The following is a 22,701-nucleotide window of genomic DNA, read 5'->3' as shown; positions in this document are numbered from 1 at the left end:
ATTACCAGAGTTAGACTAAAGTTTCGTTCTAATAAATTACCCAATCATGACACCGGAACGTTACCAGAAATTGTACCAGGTTCTTGATCGTAGTCAGCCCGTCCTTACCGTTCTAACCGGCCAGGTTCATAAAACCCACAATTTATCATCCATGATGGGCAATGGGTCAATCCTTCCTGTTGGCACAGCCAGATTTGCAAAGCAGGCCTGAGAGTTTAAACTGCGCCAGTTTTATAGGGTAAATGCGGGCCTGTTATTAAGCAGTTAACCAAAGCACCAACACAATCTGCAGCCAATCTTAACAACGGTATGCAACCAGGGAGTGACAGGATGAGCAATGTACTGGAAGAACTGATTAATCTGCTGAAACTGGAACCGATTGAAAACAATATATTCCGGGGCCAGAGTCAGGATCTTGGCTGGGGGCGGGTATTCGGTGGCCAGGTATTAGGCCAGGCGCTGTCTGCGGCAAGACAGACGGTCGACCCTGAACGTCATGTTCACTCTTTCCATAGTTATTTTCTTCGCGAGGGCGACAGCACCAAGCCGATTGTTTATACGGTTGACTGCATTCGCGATGGCAGAAGCTTCAATACCCGCCGGGTAGTAGCCGTGCAAAATGGTCGCCCTATTTTCAATTTATCCGCTTCCTTTCAGTTAAACGAAAGTGGTTTTGAACATCAGGACCCGATGCCAAACGTCATACCTCCGGATGAAGCGCTGAGCGAAAAAGTCCTGATTCAAAGGCACAGTGACCTGATTCCCAAGCCTCTGCAGAAACGATTGCTCAGCGATACTCCCATTGAGATTCGCTTTGCCGACCCGGTTGATCCACTGGCAGAAGACACCAGGGCTCCAAACCATAAAATTTGGATAAGAGCCAACGGAAAACTGCCCGACAATCCGGGACTTCATAAATACCTTCTGGCCTATGCCTCGGACTTCCAGTTCTTACCCACCAGCATGTATCCCCATGGGGCTGCCGCTTTCCAGAAACCCGTTCAAATAGCCAGTCTGGACCATGCCATGTGGTTCCACCGCCCATTCAGGATGGATGATTGGTTACTGCACTCTATTGAAAGTACCACTGCCAGCGGTGCCAGAGCGCTGGTAAAAGGTCAGATATTCAATCAGGCTGGAGTACTGGTGGCGTCTACAACCCAGGAGGGGCTTGTCAGACCGGTCAGAGCTCAGACCAAGGTCTAAGGGCAGAATGAACTAACCAAACATAAACTTTTAATTGTTCGCTATTGAAACTTAGACCACCAATCAGCCCCTGCCCTTGCTGATCGGTGGTTTTTTTTGTCCGGGGAAAGTTCACAATCAGAAGTTGGCCAGCCTAATAATAGAAGCCTAAATAGTTGAAAGTGGTAACCAGTACGGTAGTAACCTACTTTCTGCAAGGTTAAAATTCCAGGAAACCCTTTTAGCCTGAAGCTGTGCATTAAGTTCTGTGGACATAAGACCACTGCAAATATCCCCCCGATGCAGCAAATGGCACCAAATCAGGATAACCTTAAGCCCGAACTGGAGCTGACTCTGGCCGAGGGGGATTACCAGAAACAGCAACTTAAGTGCTATGCCTACGGCCAGGGTCAGCTGAAGGTAACCTGGCTAAATAAAGAGATGACTCTTCTAAAGACACAAGCCAATAAACCATTACCAGTAGGCCGAAACAACTGCACTGCGCCATCCAACAGTGGTCAGCACTACTACTGGTATTCCCATGCATGGCTCAGATTGACAGATGTAGGTAAACCACTGGATTGAAAAAGCTGAAGACTGCCGGGGGCTGGTGACGTTTCGTTCCGTGTCTGCAACAAAACGTCAATAGGCTCTAACATGCATTGGGAAACGTAAGGTGGTTTGAGTGCTCAACTACCCATTGCATAAAGCATTTTACCTTATTAACTGCTCCCTCAATTTAAGTGAAGTCGATGGTTTGATGAAAATAGTCTTAAAAATCAAAAAAATAGTACTAGCCGCCGTTTTTTTGCTGGCTGGGTGTACTGATCAACAGTCTGCCACTCAAATTCAGCCGCCACCCAAACACCTTGAAGCAGCCCAAGCCAAGGCGATGCAGCTCTGCGCGGGATGCCATGGCCCAACCGGTATCGGTACAACGCCACTTAACCCTAATCTGGCCTGTCAGAAAAAAGAATACATGGTTAAGCAACTGCAATATTACCGAAACGGCTCAAGATCCACTCACCAGCCTATGAGTAATATTGCCAGGCTACTATCAGAAGAAGAAGTCGAAAGTATCAGCGAGTGGTACTCAATGACTGGATGTTTATAAATTCCATTCAAATTGGGGTGTCCCGGTACATTAACAAAACTGAGACGCTCTTTTTAAGATCTGTTTTTCTACCCGTCAGGCCATGATCTATTAACTTTTCAAGTAAAAGTGGGAACCTTTATTGCTTAAGTTGGTCTTAAGTATCGAAGTGAATAATAAGTGTGCATAAAATGATCGCATTATCTCCACCTGAAGACAGTAGATCCTCCGCATCCAACCCTGATACCAAGGCTTCACATAGCCACAGTCAGGAAAATGGCACCAGCTTTGGCAGAAGAATCAGTAACTTTTTTACCAAAAGCCATATGCCCTCATGCTCCAGTGAAGAACGTTCCGCATGGAAAAATATCTCAAGTTTTTTTAAAGACCTATACAGTCGGACAGTTAAGCTTGTTAATTATGTCTCCAGACATATTAGTGAAATGTTACCGCCATATTTTGCCAAAGCCGGAATTGGCAGCGTGGCAGGGTTCGTCATAGGTGCCTTAACACCTATCGGGCCGCTGTGGGGTACTGTTGGCGGATTGCTGATTGCTACAGGCTGGCAACTGGGCATTGAGTATAACACCGATCGGGATAAACCCGATTCAGCACGTCTTTAGTTGTTTCAACTTCAATTAAGGGGAATCTGTTCCCCTGTTTTTATTTGCCAAGCTTGAATCCCCTCCCACAGCAACTAGTTTTATATAGGTAAACGTATTTTATCTATTCAGGCACGGAGCCACTCATGGAAGAGCAAAACATCAAGAAACTGGCGCTGATCATATCTGCCAACTGCATTCGTCAATCCACCATTGAAGAGTGTCAGAAAAAAGGTCAGATAAACGATCAACAACTGAATCAAATCAATAAAGAAATGTCCGATCGAATCTTTACCTTCCTGACTTACCTGCTTCAAAAACCGGCTGATGAATATACCGTCATGATGGAAGCAATGGCAAAACACTACCCGGAGAACTGGGAACAGCCTGAGCTGAGCCAGCTTATTCTCCAGCAACAGGCTCAGACCGCTACCTCTGCGTCAACTCAGCATTAATAATCTGTTACTCAGAGAAGCAGCTATGCTTGTCCCTGCACCATCAGGGACAAAAACAATGCCCGGCAGGAAGAGTCGATTCAATTACCGATTCAATTACCAGCGGTTTCTGGTAGGGACACTCATGTATCTTTCCATGCTTTCCCAGGCGGATACCGTCGATCCTGTTCAACACTATAAAGCGCTCACATTAACATTGGATGAACTGTTAACGGAGCTGCGCATTTCCCATGCCCCTACCCTGGAGTCAATGATCGATACCAGCCAGATCTGGCGGAGAAAACCGGGACAGGAACGATGGGAATTACCAGGGCTGGATATATCAACAAACAAAAGGTACAGAGTCTTTGATCTGCTTGAAAAGCTTGGACTGACATCCCCCATCGCGCCATTAACAAAGCAATATGATTATGCACTGCTACTGGGAGCCACTGCCCCCGGCATGAAACGCAGGCTGGACTATTTAGCTGACTGGTGGCGTCAGGGCGTCCGATTCAAGCGCTTGATTTTTCTGGTTGGCCAACGCCCTCTCACCCCGGGGGCTGACTACTTGGATATTCTCACAAGAAAGTCTGACAAGAAGAACCTGGATCCACTCCCTTTTACCGAAACAGAGGCGGCAACCATGCTGCATCAACTGGTGCCCATGCCAGAGGCTATGAGAGCTCTGCCGGTTGAGTTTATTGATACGCCAAGAAACTGGAGGAGCGGATTCTGGCACAGGCCCAATACCCGCGACACGCTCAAGCACTGGGTAAAATCAGGCCCGCTACCAGGAGCGGCTCTGGTTATCTCAGAACAACCCCATGGGGTTTACCAGAAAGAAGTAGTAAGACAGGAGTTGCCGGGTTTTGCCATTGATCTGGCGGCTGGTCCGGCAGACCCGGCAACCACTCTGCCCATTTATCTGGATGCCCTCGCGTTATGGCTTTACAACCTGAAACCGGTTATCCCCCAATCAGGCCCTTCAAAGACAATGATCCCCCCAGGACGGCATTAACTTCTGGGTAATGCCCAGCTGATCCAGTATCCGGGCAACAATAAAATCAACCATGTCAGCCACGGTTTCCGGTCGGTGGTAAAAACCGGGAGAGGCAGGAATAATAACACTCCCCATCCGGCTCAATTTCAACATATTTTCCAGATGTATTTGAGAATAAGGGGCTTCCCGGGGCACGATGATCAGCTTGCGCCGCTCCTTCAATACCACCGTTGCAGCCCGTTGTGTCAGATTATTACTTAAACCACAGGCAATGGCTGACAAGGTTCCGGTACTGCAAGGACAAATCACCATTGAGCCTGGAGCGCCACTGCCTGAAGCCACAGGCGACATCCAGTCATCCTCGTCAAACACACGAATCTGTCTGGGAGCAGCACGATATCGGTTGGTAAAAAATTGCTCAATAGCTCCAGGAGTATCACCGATCTCAAGATCCATTTCTGTGGCCAGAACCACTTTTGCTGCCCTGGAAACCAGAACAAAAACCTGTTGTTCTGCCGCCAGGAGGCTCTCCAGGAGCCGAAGTCCGTACTGGGCTCCGGAAGCCCCCGTGATGGCTAATGTTACTCTTTCGGGATTTGATGGACTCATCACTTTACTGCCAACCTTAATTTTCCTTGAGCTTTTCTTTCAACCCTCTGGCTATACGGCCATGAATCCCCTCAAACCCGCCATTACTCATCACCAGCAAATGGTCACCAGCCGAGGCGGTATCAACCAGATAACGCACAATGGCTTCTGTGGAATCCATAACCGATGACTTTACCGGACTACCCTGCACTAACTCGGCCAGTGGCCAGTCAAGCCCCTGCGGTTTAAACCAGATAACTTCCGAAGCCCTGGCGGTAGAAGCGATCAATGTTTCCTGATGCACGCCCATTTTCATGGTGTTTGATCTGGGTTCAATGATCACACGGATATTCGCATTTTCCCCCAGTTTGGCTCTCTGCCCAGCCAAAGTGGTGGCAATAGCCGTTGGGTGATGAGCAAAATCATCATAAATCCGTATACCCCCGATCTCCTCAACCATTTCCATCCGTCGCTTTACCCCCTGAAAGACAGAAAGCGCCTCACAGGCTGTATCTGGCAAGACACCGACATGGTGAGCCGCCGCAATAGCTGCCAGAGCATTGGCAACATTATGATCACCTTCCTGCTGCCAGTTCACGGTTCCGACAACCGTGCCCTTATACAAAACCTTAAAGTGGCTGCCATCGCTACTGACCGGTGCAACTTGCCAGAGGCTGTGACTGCTACCCAGTTCTTCCTGCTCAGACCAGCAGCCCAAAGCCATAACTGCTTCTATCTCGGGAGTACCGGCAGGATAAATAATTCGACCAGTGCCCGGAATAGTCCTGACCAAATGGTGGAACTGCCGCTGAATAGCCGCAAGATCATCAAAAATATCCGCATGGTCAAATTCAAGATTATTGATAATCAGGGTTCGTGGCTGGTAGTGAATAAATTTTGAGCGCTTATCAAAAAAAGCGGTGTCGTACTCATCCGCTTCAATAACAAAAAAGGGGGTACTGCCGAGTCTTGCGGAAATCCCGAAATCTTTGGGTATGCCGCCAATCAGAAAGCCCGGAGACATGCCTGCATATTCCAGGACCCAGGCAAGCATACTGCTGGCACTGGTTTTACCGTGGGTACCGGAAGCTGCCAATACCCAGCGATCAGGGGCTATGTATCTGGAAAAAAATTCGGGACCTGAAACGTAGGAAAGCCCCTTCTCCAGCACATACTCTACAGCCGGAATCCCCCGTTTCATGGCATTGCCAATCACCACAAGATCCGGTGACGGGCTGAGCGCTTCAGCACCATACCCCTGAAATAATGAAATACCCTGTTCTTCCAGTTGTGTACTCATCGGAGGATAAACGTTCTCATCAGAGCCAGATACGTCAAATCCAAGCTCTCTGGCCAGCATTGCCAGACTTCCCATAAAAGTTCCACAAATACCCAGAATGTGTATGTGCATTCCCGATTTCTCCAAAAAAAGTGCTCCCTGGCTCTGTTGACAATAAGGGAGCAGCACTAAACAGACTCTACAATCCCTGATACCAGAATTTTGACATTGTTTTTGCCTTGAGCGCAAAAGGACGTTGATATCGAAAGACCATCAGCTCATAAAATTGATACATAACAACGAACCCGACAAAGCGCTACCAATCAGCTGCCGATCGGGTATCATCTGCAATCAGCCAAGAACACAAAACAACACACAGATACACCCGGAATTTAACCGATGACATTGAAGCACGCTTTTTACGCACAGTCTGGCGGTGTTACCGCTGTTATCAATGCCAGCGCCTGTGCGGTTATTGAAACAGCTCGTCGTTACCCGGATAAAATCGGTAAAGTCTACGCAGGGCATAATGGCATACTGGGTGCTTTGCGTGAGGAACTTATCGACACTTCATACGAGTCTGATGAAACCATCGGCGCATTACTAAGGACTCCCGGCGGCGCCTTTGGTTCCTGTCGTTACAAGCTGAAGTCATTCGAAGAAAGTGAAGCGGAATATCGTCGGTTAATTCAAGTCTTTCAGGCCCATAACATTGGCTACTTTTTCTACAACGGTGGCAATGACTCCATGGATACTGCCTGGAAAGTGTCCCAGCTCAGTGAAAAAATGGGGTACCCGATTACCTGTATCGGAGTACCCAAAACCATCGATAACGACCTGGCGGTTACCGATAACTGTCCGGGCTTTGGCTCCGCGGCCAAATACCTTGCCGTATCAACCAAAGAAGCCAGCCACGATATTGCTTCCATGTGCGATACCTCAACCAAGGTGTTTGTTATGGAAGTCATGGGACGACATGCTGGCTGGCTGGCGGCAGCTACTGGCCTTGCTGCCCGGCAGGATGGCGACCCACCGCACATTATCCTGTTCCCTGAGTTACCGCTGGACAAAGAAAAATTTCTCAAAAAAGTCCATAAAACCGTTAATAACGAAGGTTATTGCGTGATCGTTGCTTCCGAGGGTGCCAAATACAACGATGGCAGCTTTATCTCCGCGTCCACAACGGTAATTGACTCCTTTGGCCACCAGCAACTTGGCGGTGTAGCTCCGACCCTGTGTAATATGATTAAGCAGGAACTGGGTTACAAATACCACTATGCTGTCGCCGATTATCTTCAGCGCTCAGCCCGCCATATCGCTTCACGTGTTGACGTAGAACAGGCTTACGCTGTGGGTAAAGCAGCGGTTGAGCTGGCCGTAACGGGTCACAATGCCGTGATGCCCGCCATCGTTCGAGAGTCTGACATGCCTTATCGCTGGGCGATCAAAGAGGTAGCACTGGAAAAGGTCGCCAACTTTGAACGTAAAATGCCACTGGAATTTATCAATGAGGATGGCTTCAACATTACCCAAACCTGTCGGGGCTATCTTGAACCGTTGATTGAAGGCGAGGAGTATCCAGCTTATCTGAACGGCTTACCCCGTTTTGCCAGGTTGAAAAAAGTGTTTGTCGAGAAGCAGCTGGATACAGCATTCGAGGTGTAATGTTAGCTTAAACGTTCATTGATTGAGGTCGGAGTAAAACCGAAAGTCATTCCGACCTTCATTCTTCGCTACATACATGGCTTCATCTGCCGCCTTGATCAAACCGTCAGCATCACTGCCATCCTCAGGGTAAAATGCAATGCCAATACTGGTGCCTACTTTTCTTGAAGATTCACCCAGCTCATGGGGTTCCTTCAGTGCGGCAAGAATTTTATTGGCAACCATTCTGGCATCTTCCGGGTTATTAACATCGTCAAGAACCACGGCGAACTCATCACCACCCAGCCTGGCAATCAGGTCAACCTTACGGATACAACCTTCAAGGCGATTGGCAACACTGGTCAGTAACTGATCCCCTGCATCATGGCCAAGCTGATCATTGATCTGTTTAAAATGATCCAGATCCAGGAACATAACCACTGTCTTATTATGGTGGCGGTCACTTCGATCCATTGAGGACTGAAGAAATTCCCTGAATAAAGTCCGGTTAGCCAGCCCCGTCAGGCTATCATACTTAGCCATTTTCAGTAGCTGGTCTTCCAACTGTTTGCGCTCAGTTATATCCTGAAAGACAAACACGGCTCCCTGAACAACGTTCCGGCTATTAACAATGGCCGCAATATTGAACTCCGCCGGAAACCTTCCCCGGCTCACGTTGATTAATTCAGTGGACTGTTTAAGTGTCCCGCCTTGTTCCAGACACTCACGATAAATAGCTGACCTCTGCCATTGATCCTGAGCTGTTTCACCCGTGGTGTCGTCCAAAAGAAACTGGCTAATATGCTGATCCAGAAAAGCTGTTTCAACACCGCCTAACAACTCACAGGCTGTCGGATTGATAAAGGTTATCTTGCCCTCTTTATCTACCCCGACAATACCTTCTCCTGCACAGTCCAGAAGCAGCTTGTTCTTCTGGCTGATCCATTGCAGCTCCCTGGTTACCTGTTCAAGCTCCAGCCGCTGTTCCTCCAGTTGTAAAAATACTTTCACTTTACCCAGAAGAATTTCCGGAACAATCGGCTTAGGCAAATAGTCAACAGCGCCAGACTGATAACCTTTAGCTACGTAGTGATGATCTTTATTAATCGCAGTCACAAAAATGATGGGGATATTGGCAGTTTGCTTGTTACTGTGAAGCAATGTAGCCGTCTCAAAGCCATCCATGCCAGGCATCTGCACGTCCAGAAGAATAACCGCAAAGTGATGGCCCAGAACTTCAGACAGCGCCTTCTCGCCAGAATCCACCTTGTGGATTTCAGCCCCCAGTGGCTTAAGTAGCTTATCCATCGCCAACAGGTTTTCCGGGCGGTCATCCACAACCAGAATTTTGACGTTGTTATTTGTCTCTATACCAGACATTCTCTGTCCCATCCCTGAAAGGCAACCGTCTACCAATCTGGTAGTATTGGCCTTTGTAAATTCGAGGTATCAGGCACCACCAATCTGATCAAGAAAGGCCGGAATTTCCTCTAACGTTACAAGGTAATCCACACACCCTGTATCCAGTGATGCCTTGGGCATAAATCCCATCTCGGCAGTTTCAGGACACTGAACGACCGTGGTTCCCCCAAAACCCTTCACTGTTCGGATACCATCGGCACCATCCCGATTAGCGCCAGTCAAAACAACCGCAACCAGCTCCTGTCCATAAACTCTGGCCGCTGATTGAAACAACACATCAATAGAAGGCCGCGAGTGGGCAACGGGGGCTTCAAGGTTCAGACTGACAACCCCCTGCTCCTCAACCAGCATATGGTACCCGGCCGGTGCAAGATAAATCGTTCCCGGCAGTATTCGATGCTTATCTTTCGCCACCTTGATCGGCAGCGTACTCTGCCGGGCAAGCACCCTGAGCATGCCTCTGTCATCATTCAACCCTACATGCTTGGTGACCAGAATGGGCAATGAGAAGTCCTCTCCCAGTTCACTGAAGAGAAAACCAAGGGCATTTATTCCCCCTGCTGATGCTCCCAGCACAACAGCCCTGGGCTTATTCCCAACTGAAATCCAGCTCACGAACCAAGCTTCCTGTAGATTCGAAGCGTATTACTGACATCTTCAAGGTAGTTCCTGATCTGGCTGAACTTCAGGTTCTCTCTTCGTCCGATACAGAGAAACCCCCTCGGGCATAAACTGTCATTAATCAGAGTTAACGCCCTGTCCTGCAATTGCTCGTTAAAATAAATGAGCACATTGCGGCACATCACCAAATGCATTTCGCCAAAAACACCGTCAGTAACCAGATTGTGATTGGCAAATGTTACCCGTTCAGCCAAACGGCTGTTGATCTTGATGGAGTCATAAAGGCTGACACAATAGTCACCAAGCCGAGACTTCCCTCCCGAAAGACGGTAGTTTTTTTTATAAAGCTCAATATCTTTCGCGGGGTAGATGCCTTTTTTTGCCAACTGGAGAGCATCATCATTGAAGTCCGTAGCGTATATCTGACAACGATCCAAAAGCCCTTCTTCTTCCAGGAGGATGGCCATGGAATACACTTCCTGACCCGAAGCACACCCCGCATGCCATACCTTTATAAACGGGTATGTTTTGAGTACTGGTATGACCTCCTCCCGCAAGACTTTAAATACATCCGGATCCCGAAACATTTCAGTCACAACGACAGAAAGACTTTTCACAAATCGGTAAAACGCACGGTTATCATGTAGAAACAGTGGAATTAATTCACTGACATGATCAATACCTTTCCCATCCATGTACTTTCTTACCCGACGGATCATTGACGCTTTGGCATAGTCATGAAAGTCATAGCCATAGCGCGTCTTGACAGCGTCCAGCAGTAAGTCGAGTTCCAGTCGTTCCAGATCAGCTACAGAGCAAGTCTCAATCATCGAAGCAGCCACACCTTCAGCATTGCTGTCAACTTGTCCATATCCAGGGGTTTGGTCATGTAATCGTTGGCCCCCGCTTCAAGGCATTTTGCCCTGTCATCAGCCATCGCCTTGGCGGTCAGAGCAATAACCGGAAGATCTTTAAATTCATTCTTCTGCCGAATAGCCGCAGTGGCCTCATAACCATCCATAATCGGCATCATAATATCCATTAACACCAGTTCAATGCCGTCTTCTTCCTCAAGCTTGCTGATCGCATTCTTGCCGTTGTCCGCCAGCACAACTTCCAGCCCCATGCCCTGAAGGGCTTTGGAAAGGGCAAATGTATTTCTCAAATCATCATCAACCAGCAAAATCCTGTGCCCCTCTAGGTTCTTCTCTGAGCCAGTCACAGGCTCATCTGGCGTATCATCTACCTGGTCCTTATTTACGGTATGCAAGAACAGGCTGACTTCATCAGTGATTCTTTCAAGAGCCCTGTCACCTTTCATCACCATGGCATTGGTGAATTCCTGCAGACGGGAATGTTCTGTCTTATCTACAGGTTGCGCGGTGTGAATCACCACTGAAGGCATATCTGATCCCAACTTTCCTTTGATTTTTTCCAGGAACTCCAGCCCTCGTACTTCTCCCAGCTGCAGATCCATAATCAAGCAATGCCACTGGTGATCAACAAGCCCCTTCTCGGCCTCCTCTACTGTGCTGGCATACCCTACATGGAGCCCTTTTTTCTCCAGCATGCTGCCTACTTGAGATCTTTGCTCTTCATCCAGATCAAGAATCAGCACATCGCGAATATCCTGGCTAATGGCCTGCCCAAGTGTCAAAAACGCTTTATCAATATCAGTAACTCTGACGGGCTTTCTCAAATAACCAACAGCGCCAAGGCTGGAAACCGACTCTGGATCCCGTCCCGAAACAATATGCACAGGAATATGTCTGGTCGCATCATCGCCTTTTAACTGGGCAAGTACCTCCTGCCCATCCATATCCGGTAAGCCTAAATCCAGAATGATGGCCGATGGTTGATGTTGTCGGGCCAGAGCGATTCCCCGCTCTCCTGTTGCAGCATGCAAACAGCCAAAGCGATGTTTACCAGCCAGTTGAGTTAGAATGGCGACAAAATGGGGGTCATCTTCAATGACCAGCAGCTGATAATCAAACGATTCCGCAGGCTCAGATACCTCAGTCTCTTCCGGCTCATCATTTATTTCTGGCTTTTGAGCAGGAGTCTCTGACTCATCGACTCCCATAGACTGGTCAAACACATCGGACACATAGTTTTCCGCCAGCACTTTCTCAGGGCCAAGAGAGCACACTGGATTAGCCGGCAGAAACAGGGTAAAGGTGGTTCCTTCACCTTCCTTACTGTCCAGTTCAATAAAACCTCCCAGAAGTTCTGCCATCTCTTTGGAGATCGCCAGACCAAGCCCGGTTCCTCCATATTTTCGGCTGGTAGACCCATCGGCCTGCTGGAATGACCCAAAAATAGCTACCTGCTTCTCTTTGGGGATGCCAATCCCACTATCTTTGACAGCAAAGCCAATCCATATATCTTCTGAAAAATGGCCAGAACGGGTTTCATTAAACATCCTTACCTGAACACTGCCTTCCTCGGTAAACTTGAAAGCATTAGAAAGGAAGTTCTTAATAATTTGCATTAGCCGCTGACTGTCAGTGAAAACAGACGTGCTGGTACCGCTGTCGATGCTGATCAGAAATTGCAGACCACGGCTTTCTGCCAGGGGATTAAACATGGCTTCAATACTGCCTTTGATCTCCTTCAGGGGCGTATCATCAAGGTTGACCGACATCTTTCCCGCTTCAACCTTGGACAGATCAAGAATGTCATTGATCAGCCCGAGTAACTCTTTACCTCCGTTGTAGATCACCTGTGCAGACTCTACCTGGTCTTCTGTCAGGTTACCTTCGTCGTTTTCTGCCAGCATCTGGGAAAGGAGCAATAAAGAGTTCAAGGGCGTGCGCAACTCATGGGACATATTGGCAAGAAACTCAGATTTATATTTACTGGCCCGGGCAAGCTCCTCCGCCTTTTCCGTTATCTTTTTACTGGACAGCTCAATATCTTTATTCTTTCTCTCAATCTCTTCTTTCTGGAGCATCAGCTGCTCGCTGAGTTCTTCAAGTTCGGCATTGGATTTCTGCAGCTCTTCACTTTGGGCTTTCAACTCTTCCTCAGACTCTTCCAGAATACCGGCTCGCTTTTCCAACTCTTCATTAACTGAACGCAACTCTTCTTTTTGTTGCTTCAATGCTTCTGATTGCTGGGTGGTGGTATCAAGCAGCTGATTTACCCGGGTTCGATACTGGGCAGAATTAATCGCAATGGCAATACTTTCAACAGAATGTTGGAGAAACAGGCGCTGCTCATCCGTCATTGAGCCAAGTCGTGCAAACTCAACGCCCCCTTTTAACTCATTTTCATAGCAAAACGGGACAATGATCAGATGAGTCGGCCTGGCAGAGCCCAGTCCGGACTCAATTTCAATATAGCCATCGGGTACATTGGCTATCTCCATCGTTTTTCTTTCCAGTGCTGCCTGACCAATCAGCCCTTCACCCATGGCAAAACAGTTTGCATGTTGATTGCGTTTACTCCAGGCATAGCTGCCCATCAACTGCAGCTGGTTGTTATCATCTTTTACAAACATTGCGCCAGAATGCATATCCAGATAGCGGGCAATATAAGTCACAATGTTTTGGCACAACTCTGCCATCGCCTGCTCACCACGAACACTGTTATACAACCCGGCCTTACCTTCCTGAAGCCAGTTTTTCCGGGTATTTTCAGAACTGACGGTACGCAACCTATCGGTCATCAGAGCAAAACTACGACTGAGTTCGCTGATCTCATTATTGCCGTTCAGAACAGTCCCTTCAGCATAGTCACCCGCAGCGACTCGATTGACCCACCGGGTAATCAGACGGATGGGCTTCACCAGTTGTCGCGTAACAAATAGAGCAATCACGACTACCAGGGCAAAAGTGATGGCGATAAGAACAAGAAGGCGTTTTCGAAAGTCCTGAACTGATGCAAAAGCATGCCGGTGCGTTACTTCTGAAAGGATTATCATAGGGGTTCCAGCAATATTTATTGGCAGATAAATCCCCAGAACTTCTTCACCATGAATGTAGCTTCGAATATGGTTTAAGCTCCCTTTAGTCGCCCGGCCTAATACGTCCTGCTCGTCCAGATTTAAAGCGTCAAGATCTTCTGAAATGGATTCAAGATCATGCCCTTCTACAAGCTCAGGAGCATGGCCATCATCTGCAGAGAATACTCCAAAATGATCTTCATCCTCTCTATAGCTCCCATCATCCTGAAGATGGGTTAACCATTGGTTAATCAGCGGGTTATCATCCGCAAATTTAAGCTGTTCCTGATTTTCAAACCGGGTACCAAAGCGAATTTTACGATCCTTACCGACAAGAAACGACGAGAGGCCGACATCACTGGACTCACCTTTATCAAACATAACCTGAATATTCTTCGGGTGAATCTGAACCGCAATAAAACCCACCGCTTTCTGAAAGGAATCCGCCAGCGGCAATATTAAAAAGACGACTTTCTCATTGCCTATGGGCGGGTAGGCAGCAAGATCGGCATACTTTGGCTGCTGATCATCAAGGCTGGCTTTAACAGCCCGGGAAAAAAACGTATTTTCCAGTTCTGAAGAAAACAGGTTTTTTCCTAAATCACTGTATTCATTAACTGTGTACAGAATATTGCCTGCGGCATCGCCCAGAATCACATCGGAGTAATCATAGAATCGCAGGAAATCCACATACTCCATGGAGTACTTTTCATAGATATCCCCATATTCCCTGGAATTAATAAACTCAGAAACCGGCTGGGTTTTAAAGCCGGGAGCCTTCACCAATTCGGTAATAAATGCTTCGGAGGATGATGCCATAATGAATAAATTGGTTAACACCGTATCAAAGTATTCATTAATGCGTTGAGTCAACTGAAAGTTTATCGATGAAAGTTGATCATAACGATCTTTGACAATTGCTTCTTTTCCCGTCTTGTACTCATTCAGCCCAACAATAACAACTGGCCCAATGGATAAAACAATAAACCAGAGAAAAAGTGTGAGTGCCAGACCACCCGTCTTTCGCTGACTGTTTTCACTGGGTGATTCTGAATTCATGGCCTAATCTCTGTACTTTACCAAAGGATGGAGTTTGGGGGCTTTTCCATCTCTTAATCATCGTTAAATTGCACAAAAAACTTAGGGTTCAGTCCTATAAAAACCAAAGAAAACCCATTACAGAGATGGCTGCTGCAGGTGGTTATGAATCAAGATAAGGTCACCAGTGGTTATGCTGATGATTTGGAGGAGAGTGTTTTTTGGACTGGTAAAACCCTTGGGGAGCACTGGCCAGCCCCCCGGGTCTTTGTAACCGTAGGCTTAACCCTGATATTGCCGGAAACTACTGAATCAGTATTCCAAGGGTAACCAGTGAACCTGCCAAAACACTCAGCGAGCTGGCTAACATCAATACTTCCGGTGTGGTCAGCTTATCGTATTCAGGTTTCATGCTGCACTTCCTGTACTGCTACTTCAGTTATGAAAAAGTATAGTACTGAGAGCATGGCCTATTAACCAGAACTACCATACCAGTTACTGGTTGATTTCAAATGAATAAATAAAAAACAATGGCAATTTTAATTACTATTAAAAATTTAAATTGTTATTTTGATTCCAAAATATGGCTGATACTGGAGGTTCACCCAGTCAACCTATCGATACCACCGCGGCCCCTGGAAGTTCTCTCAAAGCCGCGTATGGCAAACCCTTTAGAAATCAAAGAAAAAATACCGCAATCACCCTCCCAGGTAGGCCTCCTGAACAGATTCATTCACTAATAGAGCCTGTCCGGAGTCATGCAGAACAATCTTTCCATTTTCAAGCACATAGCCGCGATCTGCCAGCTTCAGTGCCTGGTTGGCATTTTGCTCAACCAGAAAGATCGTCATCCCTTCATCCCTCAGCTTGGCAATAGTGTCAAAAATCTGCTGAATCACGATAGGAGCCAGGCCCAGTGAGGGTTCATCCAGCAGTAATAACCTGGGCTTACTCATCAGTGCCCTCGCGATGGCCAGCATCTGTTGTTCACCTCCGGACATGGTGCCTGCCCGCTGGTTTAGGCGCTCCTCAAGACGTGGAAACAGCTCAAGAACATGGCGATACAGCTGACGATAATCCTGCTCATCGGTGAAAAAGCCACCCATGCTGAGATTTTCTTCCACGGTGAGCCGGGAGAAGACTCGCCGACCTTCCGGCACCAGAGCGATACCGGAGCGCATGATATTCGCCGTATCTTCCCGGGTAATTTCCCGACCACCATAAAAGATCTGTCCACTGCTCGCCCGTGGATCACCACAGAGCGTCATAAGCAGAGAGGTTTTTCCCGCACCATTGGCACCAATTAACGTCACAATTTCACCGGCCCGGATCTTTACACTCACGTCATCCAGCGCCTGAATCTGGCCATAAAAGGTAGAAACATGCTCAAGGCTTAGCAGTGGTTTATCGTTATTCATCCTCAGGATTCCCCTAAATAAGCCTTGATCACTCCAGGGTGGTTGCGCACCGCTTCCGGTGTTCCGGATGCCAGAGGCCTCCCCTGATTAATAACATAAATCCGATCCGAGATTTCCATCACCAGTTTCATATCGTGTTCAATAAGCAGTACTGATACACCATGATTTTTCCTGAGATCTGAAATCAACTTATCCAGCTCCCAGGTTTCATTAGGATTCAGTCCTGCAGCGGGCTCATCCAGCATCAATAGTTGCGGGTCGGTCACCATACAGCGGGCAATTTCCAGTCGCCGCTGCTGACCGTAAGCCAGGTTTCCGGCTTCACGATTGGCAAACTCAGTCAGGCCAATTTTATCCAGCCAGTAAGCAGCCCTCTCCATCGCTTGTGCCTCACTCTTGCGAAACGAAGGCGTTTTAAAGAGCCCGGCCAACAACCCTGTGTTCAAATGACGGTGCTGGGCCACCAGCAGATTTTCCAGAACCGTCATGGCTTTAAACAAACGCACATTCTGAAAAGTTCGCACCACACCTAAACGGGCAATTTTAAAGCCCGGCAACTTTTCTACCGCCTGGCCCTGAAAAAGAATCTTCCCTACAGTTGGCTTATAGAAGCCGGTCAGGCAATTAAACACTGTCGTTTTCCCGGCACCGTTCGGGCCAATCATGGAGACAATTTCGCCTTTACCAACTTTGAGCGCCATCTGATCCACGGCCAGCAGACCACCAAAGCGCATACTGAGATCCGATGCTTCCAGCAAACACTGACTCATCTTATCACTCCCTGCAGATTAAACGCTTTCAGCGATGGGCTGACGATTAACAGACACATCATCTTTATCCGACTGATGCTCTTTCAACTTCAGGTGTGAACGCTTTATAGGCATCAACCCTTCCGGGCGCCACATCATCATCAACACCATCATCAGGCCAAACATCAGCATACGGTACTCCTGAAACTCCCGGGCAAACTCTGGCAGTACCGTCATAATAACGGCGGCAAGAATAACGCCCATCTGAGACCCCATGCCTCCCAGGACCACGATCGCAAGGATGATGGCTGACTCAATAAAGGTAAAAGACTCTGGACTTATAAAACCCTGCCGGGCCGCAAAGAAAGTACCGGCAAAACCTGCGAACGCTGCACCGATGGTAAAGGCAGACAGCTTGATGGCTGTTGGATTCAAACCCAGCGAGCGACAGGCAATATCATCTTCCCGAAGCGCTTCCCAGGCCCGGCCAATGGGCATTCTCAACAGGCGGTTAATAATGTAGAGCGTTAACAGCACCAGAAGCAGAGCCAGGATATAAAGGAAAATCACTTTATAGCCGCTGCTGTAGTCAATTCCAAAGAACTCGTGAAATGGTACATTGCCGTCTTCTTTGGCTCGTCGGGAAAACTCCAGACCAAACAACGTTGGCTTTGGAATCTGACTGATCCCGTTCGGCCCTCCAGTAATTGAGGTCCAGTTATTCAGCAAAATACGAATAATCTCGCCAAACCCCAGGGTAACAATGGCCAGGTAGTCCCCACGAAGCCTTAACACCGGAAACCCCAGGATAAAACCAAAGAATGCCGCCATAACCCCGCCGATCAACAGACAGCTCCAGAAATCGAGACCAAAATATTGGCTCAACAGCGCATAGCTGTATGCTCCAACGGCATAGAAACCCACATAACCAAGATCCAGAAGACCTGCCAGACCAACAACCACGTTAAGGCCCAGGCCAAGCATGACATAAATAAGCGCCAGTGTTGCCAGATCCACTGCACCACGGGAAACAAAGAAAGGCCAAACCATCAGCCCAGCCACAGCAAAACTCATCAGCAGCGGCTTCAGAGGCTTATTGCCAGCCAGTGATGGCAGCTGAACCTGCGGTAGTGGGTTGCATTTTTTTGCCCCCTGCCAGAAAGCAGATATCGGGTTCCGGAATAACTGAACCAGGAAAACCAGAACAGCACCGGAAAGAATCAGATTCCACCGTTCACTGGCCGCAAAGTAAACGACCAGCTCTGTATTTTCAGTTGATAGCTGAACCCCAAGCATTAACACAGCAAGCAGCAACAGCGCTCCTGTTGCCATAAAAGCAGGAAACCAGCGCAGTGTGGTAGATGACTGACTATTCATACCTTTTCTACCTCCGGCTTGCCGAAAATACCAGAGGGTCGGAATAACAGAATCAGAACCAGCAGACTAAAGGCGACGACGTCTTTATATTCGGTACTGAAATACCCTGCGGTAAACGCTTCGGTAACGCCAAGAATCAGGCCGCCAAGTACAGCTCCCGGAATACTGCCGATGCCACCAAGAACCGCCGCTGTAAATGCTTTCAAACCCGCCAGAAAGCCAATATAGGGATTAATAACTCCATAATAGAGCCCCAGTAAAACACCGGCCACCGCAGCCAGTGCCGCACCGATAATAAAGGTCAGGGAGATAACCTGGTTGGTATTGATACCAAGAAGCCGGGTCATGCCCAGATCTTCTGCACATGCCCGGCATGCACGCCCCATCCTTGATTTGGAAATAAACAGCGTCAGGAGTGTCATGGTGATAAAAGTAACGAGAAAAATCACCACCTGCATGTACGACAAAGTAATATTAAACTCATCCTCGGGCCCAAACGTCCAGCCACCGGTAATCAGGCTGGGCATTGCGATATCTCTCGAGCCCTGGGCAATACGGACATAATTCTGAAGAAAAATCGACATACCGATCGCCGAGATCAGGGCAATCAGTCGACTACTGTTTCTTAATGGTCGATAGGCTACCCGCTCAACGGCAAAGCCGTAAGTACTGGTAATAATAATGCTGATGATAAAAGCAGCGGCCAGCATCAGGGCAATACTATCAACCCCCATCAAGGCAAGACCGGCCAGCACCGCAAAGGCAACGTAGCTGCCAATCATATATATCTCGCCGTGGGCAAAGTTGATCATTCCAATGATGCCATAGACCATGGTATAGCCGATGGCTATCAGAGCGTACGTGCTACCTACCGTCAGCCCGTTAAGCAGTTGTTGGATAAAGTAAAATCCGCTTTCACCCATAAAATTTACCTCTTTTCTTATTTTATTCTGGGCTAACCAATTACCGGCTTTCTTCGTTGTATTTATATGTATGTTCCAATATTGTTCCAACGATCTGCTATGATTGCCAACGTCGTTGGAACATGTTGGAACATTTTTCAGAAGCTCCTCTGAATTCATTGCTGCACAAGGGCTTGATAGATTTGTTCCAACAAAATCCGTATCAGGGACGCGGAGGACAATACCCACAGAGTCAGAGTCACTATACACAGAACATTATTTTTTTAGTAGTACGATTGTAAGGCTTTATGTCTATAGAAATTACAAAAGTCAAACAGGATAACAAAACAGTTCACTTGGCTTCTGTTCATGTACGCAAGATGGTGTGGCACCGGGTGTGTACTCAAAAACTAATATTTTGAGGAAACCACCAGTTTTTTCGCCAATTTTCTATGAATACACAACCTGAAGTTGCTTTATAAGCTTAGTCAGGATCATCTTTTGAGAGTCATCCAGATTGTACCTGGCGCGTGACATATAAAACTCTATTTCTTCCACCTGTTCTTTCCATGACATCCGTTCCATTGATGTCCCATTTTTTACCGCGCAAAAAAAAGTGCTTTGAGTGTATTTATTAGAGCCCCCCAATAACAACATCAAAAAAACAACAAGCAGTTTCCTTCGACAAACCACGGGCAAAACCAAATGGACGTAGATTTAGAAGTGGCTGTAGAAGTAACGATCAACCCGGTAAAACTGCATCAGACTGCAAAAAAGTCAGACCAAGTTTCCACAATCTCCATGATGCGGAAAAAATGCATTTTTTACGGCTGCTGTGACTTGAATTCGGTATCCAGGTTAATAAGAAAACATGAATGATGAGAGGGGCCAGCGACTGGTGCAAGCCATGGAACTGAGGGGAATTGCCAATTGTCTTCACGCCTTGCCCGGCAATGGCGCCGGGATAATCTCCTGTGAGTTGACGTTAGCGATCAATAATTTCACAACGGGGGTTGTCGGAAACACTCACCGTCCTCTAACACGAAGAAGCTCTTCAGCAAATCAAACCGGTAAAACACCCTGTTGCTGTTTTCCAGGGGATACAGCTCTTTGAGACCCGTTTTATATGGCCACTATAATCACAGGGAAAGCTCTCCCGCCGGGAACTCCCCGGCCCCCTGGCTATAAAAAAATCATAGGTCAGAAATTACACGGCCATCACACCAACTCATTGAGCAGGCCTTCCTTACTCAAAACGGAAGCTCCCGCTCATCAAGCCCAGCCAGCCTGGCAGACAGTTCCTCTTCCGATTCCTCAAAAGGCAACCACTCAGGCTCAGGACATTCCCAAAAATCCCCAATAAGCTCGTCATACCGATCATCTTCCGGCAGATCATCATCCCAAACAGCCCTTTGAGGCTGTATATACTCCCAGAGTTGATTCTGGTGCAGCCAGATTGGATCGGCGTTGCGAAGCATTTCCTCGGTTAGACAATCTTCATCAGCCGACGGCCTTTTTATCCTGACCTGCTTGCCATTAATAAAAATCCACTCATACTTCTTCTGTCGTTCGGCTTTGTCTGCTTTTCTCTTTGCTTTCTGCGCCGGCGTCAGCTTTTTCTTCAGCTGCTTCTTCGACTTGCCCTGCTTTGTCTTCTTCTTTGTTTTTGCCATGTAAACAACCGTATTACTGGCCGGTGATGAACAGTGAACACTGATCTTTGCCAGTACCTTGATGAATCAAATACTGCCCTGCTACGCCATGTACAACTCAAGATAGCCCACTATCTCCACCCCATTGGCCAAAATATCACCGACACCTTCAGGGATTGTACAGGTTGTGGTCATAAATTTTATCCGGTTGTTTTTGGAGTGGCATTAGTCCTTTCTTAACCGCCTTCAGGAAGGCCTCCTTGTTTCGCAACACCAATCTTCCCAATTGGCCTGATTTCAAATAGCTCCAGAGATATTCATCGGGATTCAGTTCTGGCGAATAAGCGGGCAAGATATGGATGCCCAGCAGACGAGGCTCCTTCTGCAGATATTTGATTACCTTTTTAGCCTTATGGGGAGATCAAGCCACAGCCAGTATTGGTCGATTATGAGGGTCGTTGTGGGATTCTTTGGTACATCGCTGTGATCTTTTACAAACAGTGGAAAGTGTTTATCTGGTGATTATCGAAGGTCATAATGTCATCCTGGTGTCCCGACCGGGTGCAGGAGTAACAGCTACTCACCTGCCTTTTCAAGCAATTGAGCAGTGAGTGCTTTTGAATACCGGTAATTGTGCAGCTGCAACTTTTCAACAACACTTTTTACCGATGGAATAACACCGGTTTTTTTAGCTTTCAGCAGCACTGCCAGACTGCCGGTAACAGAAATGCCAAAGCTTTTGGCTGTTGAGCGACCGGATTTCTCATCAATCAGTAAAACAGACTGATACATCAGAGCCAGCTTAATGGCTTGGGCCTCACCAGGATCAAGCAAATGGCTCAACCCCTTGATCATCTCATCGGATTCAGGAAAATCCGAGTGCACATGGATTATTCCGTCTTTAGCTAACTTTTGTATCTCGGCAAAACCCGGAACACCCTCTTTTGCAAGGCATTCATTTAACACCTGTTGAGGCACCCACACTTCACCGCACAGATCAGGCAAATGGGTGAACAGACCTGAAATCGCCAATGCAATTAATGGGCTGCTATCGGCAATGATCTGTGAAGTGCCCGAAGGCTTATCCAAGGTTTTCAAGGTCACTGTCCAGATCCTCAGGATCATGATCAACTACAGGAATACCTTGTGTACCCAGCATCCGGATAAAATCAGCCAGGGAAACCCGGGCTATCCTGGCCCCTTTAGCAAGGGTTACCACGTCATTTCGAAATAAATGAATGGCCAGATTTAGTGCCACCCCCTGCTCTAGCAGTTCGTCTGAAAAGGGAATGCCCAACAGTAACGGTTTATCCCTGCAGGTAATCAATGCCATCTGGCCAGATTCAGCGGTGCGGGTGAGATCACCACTGCGCTCTCTTAAATCCCTGATCCCAAATGTTTCCATAATCTTGCCCCTTGCATGTTTTGTGTCCACAAAAGATAGCACTTAACCGGGTACAACCCTAGCCGAAAACCGGGGTCACGTCTATCTGGCGACGGGCTAAGCCTGTGAGAACAAAATCAGGTCTTTCATTGTGCGTTGCCGTTTATTTTGAAAAAACCTTTATATTATAACTGTATAAACTGCTGAACATCCCCTCATTGCTGAGGAGCAGTTTTCAAAATGACGCCAAGCGCCTACAAAATCTTGAATACGGTATCGAACCTTGTCTTTGCTCCCGGTGCCAGGAGGCTGTCCGAGAATACTCTGCCCTACTGCGGTTGCGATAAATTGGTCTAAAAATTCG

At 47.6% G+C, this 22,701-nt stretch carries 21 protein-coding genes and 1 pseudogene; 7 read left to right on the top strand and 15 right to left on the bottom strand.

From position 1 onward, the window contains the following. Positions 1–330: 330 nt before the first annotated feature. From tesB to KDK15_RS09915, 6 genes are all read left to right on the top strand, one after another. Entirely contained in the window at positions 331–1,206 is an 876-nt protein-coding gene (tesB, locus tag KDK15_RS09940; protein WP_257295201.1) for an acyl-CoA thioesterase II, read from the top strand. A 288-nt stretch (positions 1,207–1,494) separates the two neighbouring features. Beyond that, a complete protein-coding gene (locus tag KDK15_RS09935) occupies positions 1,495–1,770 on the top strand; it encodes a hypothetical protein (protein ID WP_257295200.1) in 276 nt (91 codons plus the stop codon). Between the two features lie 100 nt (positions 1,771–1,870). After that, on the top strand, positions 1,871–2,299 hold the full coding sequence (locus tag KDK15_RS09930; RefSeq protein ID WP_257295199.1) for a c-type cytochrome: 429 nt from the start codon (positions 1,871–1,873) through the stop codon (positions 2,297–2,299). 170 nt (positions 2,300–2,469) lie between these two features. After that, on the top strand, positions 2,470–2,901 hold the full coding sequence (locus KDK15_RS09925; protein ID WP_257295198.1) for a hypothetical protein: 432 nt from the start codon (positions 2,470–2,472) through the stop codon (positions 2,899–2,901). A gap of 125 nt (positions 2,902–3,026) precedes the next feature. Next, a complete protein-coding gene (locus KDK15_RS09920; RefSeq protein ID WP_257295197.1) occupies positions 3,027–3,335 on the top strand; it encodes a hypothetical protein in 309 nt (102 codons plus the stop codon). A 58-nt stretch (positions 3,336–3,393) separates the two neighbouring features. Next, entirely contained in the window at positions 3,394–4,335 is a 942-nt protein-coding gene (locus KDK15_RS09915) for a hypothetical protein (protein WP_257295196.1), read from the top strand. On the opposite strand, the gene KDK15_RS09910 is transcribed toward KDK15_RS09915, so the two are convergent. Further along, positions 4,303–4,926 (bottom strand): flavin prenyltransferase UbiX, encoded by a 624-nt coding sequence (locus KDK15_RS09910; protein ID WP_257295195.1) that lies wholly within the window; start codon positions 4,924–4,926, stop codon positions 4,303–4,305. The genes KDK15_RS09915 and KDK15_RS09910 overlap by 33 nt on opposite strands. A 16-nt stretch (positions 4,927–4,942) precedes the next feature. After that, complete coding sequence (gene mpl / locus KDK15_RS09905; RefSeq protein WP_257295194.1) at positions 4,943–6,316, bottom strand: UDP-N-acetylmuramate:L-alanyl-gamma-D-glutamyl-meso-diaminopimelate ligase; 1,374 nt, start codon at positions 6,314–6,316, stop codon at positions 4,943–4,945. A gap of 267 nt (positions 6,317–6,583) precedes the next feature. Here mpl and KDK15_RS09900 point away from each other — a divergent pair, with 267 nt between their 5' ends. Then, positions 6,584–7,849 carry a 6-phosphofructokinase gene (locus tag KDK15_RS09900; RefSeq protein ID WP_257295193.1) on the top strand — a complete coding sequence of 422 codons (1,266 nt, stop codon included), beginning with the start codon at positions 6,584–6,586 and terminating at the stop codon, positions 7,847–7,849. Between the two features lie 15 nt (positions 7,850–7,864). On the opposite strand, the gene KDK15_RS09895 is transcribed toward KDK15_RS09900, so the two are convergent. The 13 genes and pseudogenes from KDK15_RS09895 to KDK15_RS09840 all read right to left on the bottom strand — a co-directional run. Then, on the bottom strand, positions 7,865–9,208 hold the full coding sequence (locus tag KDK15_RS09895; RefSeq protein WP_257295192.1) for a diguanylate cyclase domain-containing protein: 1,344 nt from the start codon (positions 9,206–9,208) through the stop codon (positions 7,865–7,867). Between the two features lie 69 nt (positions 9,209–9,277). Beyond that, positions 9,278–9,865, bottom strand: a complete 588-nt coding sequence (locus KDK15_RS09890; protein ID WP_257295191.1) for a chemotaxis protein CheB — start codon at positions 9,863–9,865, stop codon at positions 9,278–9,280. After that, positions 9,862–10,701 (bottom strand): protein-glutamate O-methyltransferase CheR, encoded by an 840-nt coding sequence (locus KDK15_RS09885; protein ID WP_257295190.1) that lies wholly within the window; start codon positions 10,699–10,701, stop codon positions 9,862–9,864. Before KDK15_RS09885 ends, KDK15_RS09890 begins: the two co-directional genes overlap by 4 nt. Further along, positions 10,698–14,876: a response regulator gene (locus KDK15_RS09880; protein ID WP_257295189.1), complete on the bottom strand. Its 4,179-nt coding sequence runs from the start codon at positions 14,874–14,876 to the stop codon at positions 10,698–10,700. The genes KDK15_RS09885 and KDK15_RS09880 overlap by 4 nt, the downstream gene beginning before the upstream one ends. 677 nt (positions 14,877–15,553) lie before the next feature. Continuing rightward, positions 15,554–16,255 carry an ABC transporter ATP-binding protein gene (locus tag KDK15_RS09875; protein WP_306800300.1) on the bottom strand — a complete coding sequence of 234 codons (702 nt, stop codon included), beginning with the start codon at positions 16,253–16,255 and terminating at the stop codon, positions 15,554–15,556. Between the two features lie 20 nt (positions 16,256–16,275). Next, on the bottom strand, positions 16,276–17,043 hold the full coding sequence (gene livG, locus KDK15_RS09870) for a high-affinity branched-chain amino acid ABC transporter ATP-binding protein LivG (protein WP_257295187.1): 768 nt from the start codon (positions 17,041–17,043) through the stop codon (positions 16,276–16,278). A gap of 18 nt (positions 17,044–17,061) precedes the next feature. Beyond that, positions 17,062–18,399, bottom strand: a complete 1,338-nt coding sequence (locus tag KDK15_RS09865; protein WP_306800297.1) for a high-affinity branched-chain amino acid ABC transporter permease LivM — start codon at positions 18,397–18,399, stop codon at positions 17,062–17,064. Then, entirely contained in the window at positions 18,396–19,322 is a 927-nt protein-coding gene (gene livH / locus KDK15_RS09860) for a high-affinity branched-chain amino acid ABC transporter permease LivH (protein WP_257295186.1), read from the bottom strand. Before livH ends, KDK15_RS09865 begins: the two co-directional genes overlap by 4 nt. 1,229 nt (positions 19,323–20,551) lie before the next feature. Continuing rightward, a complete protein-coding gene (locus tag KDK15_RS09855) occupies positions 20,552–20,974 on the bottom strand; it encodes a hypothetical protein (RefSeq protein ID WP_257295185.1) in 423 nt (140 codons plus the stop codon). Positions 20,975–21,122: 148 nt separating this feature from the next. Continuing rightward, positions 21,123–21,356: pseudogene (locus tag KDK15_RS21245) on the bottom strand (transposase); the annotation flags it as partial. Positions 21,357–21,529: 173 nt separating this feature from the next. Continuing rightward, positions 21,530–22,057: a DUF3368 domain-containing protein gene (locus KDK15_RS09850; RefSeq protein ID WP_257295184.1), complete on the bottom strand. Its 528-nt coding sequence runs from the start codon at positions 22,055–22,057 to the stop codon at positions 21,530–21,532. Continuing rightward, the gene (locus KDK15_RS09845; RefSeq protein ID WP_257295183.1) at positions 22,035–22,358 is read right to left on the bottom strand and encodes a UPF0175 family protein; all 324 of its coding nucleotides are present in this window, start codon (positions 22,356–22,358) and stop codon (positions 22,035–22,037) included. The genes KDK15_RS09850 and KDK15_RS09845 overlap by 23 nt, the downstream gene beginning before the upstream one ends. Before the next feature lie 159 nt (positions 22,359–22,517). Then, positions 22,518–22,701, bottom strand: a 184-nt coding sequence (locus KDK15_RS09840; protein WP_257295182.1) for a hypothetical protein, incomplete at its 5' end; no start/stop codon positions are given.

The organism is Endozoicomonas sp. YOMI1, from assembly GCF_024606345.1.
Lineage (GTDB): Bacteria > Pseudomonadota > Gammaproteobacteria > Pseudomonadales > Endozoicomonadaceae > Endozoicomonas.
Note: the sequence above shows the minus strand (reverse complement) of the source record. Positions and strands in the feature narration are given on the sequence as shown.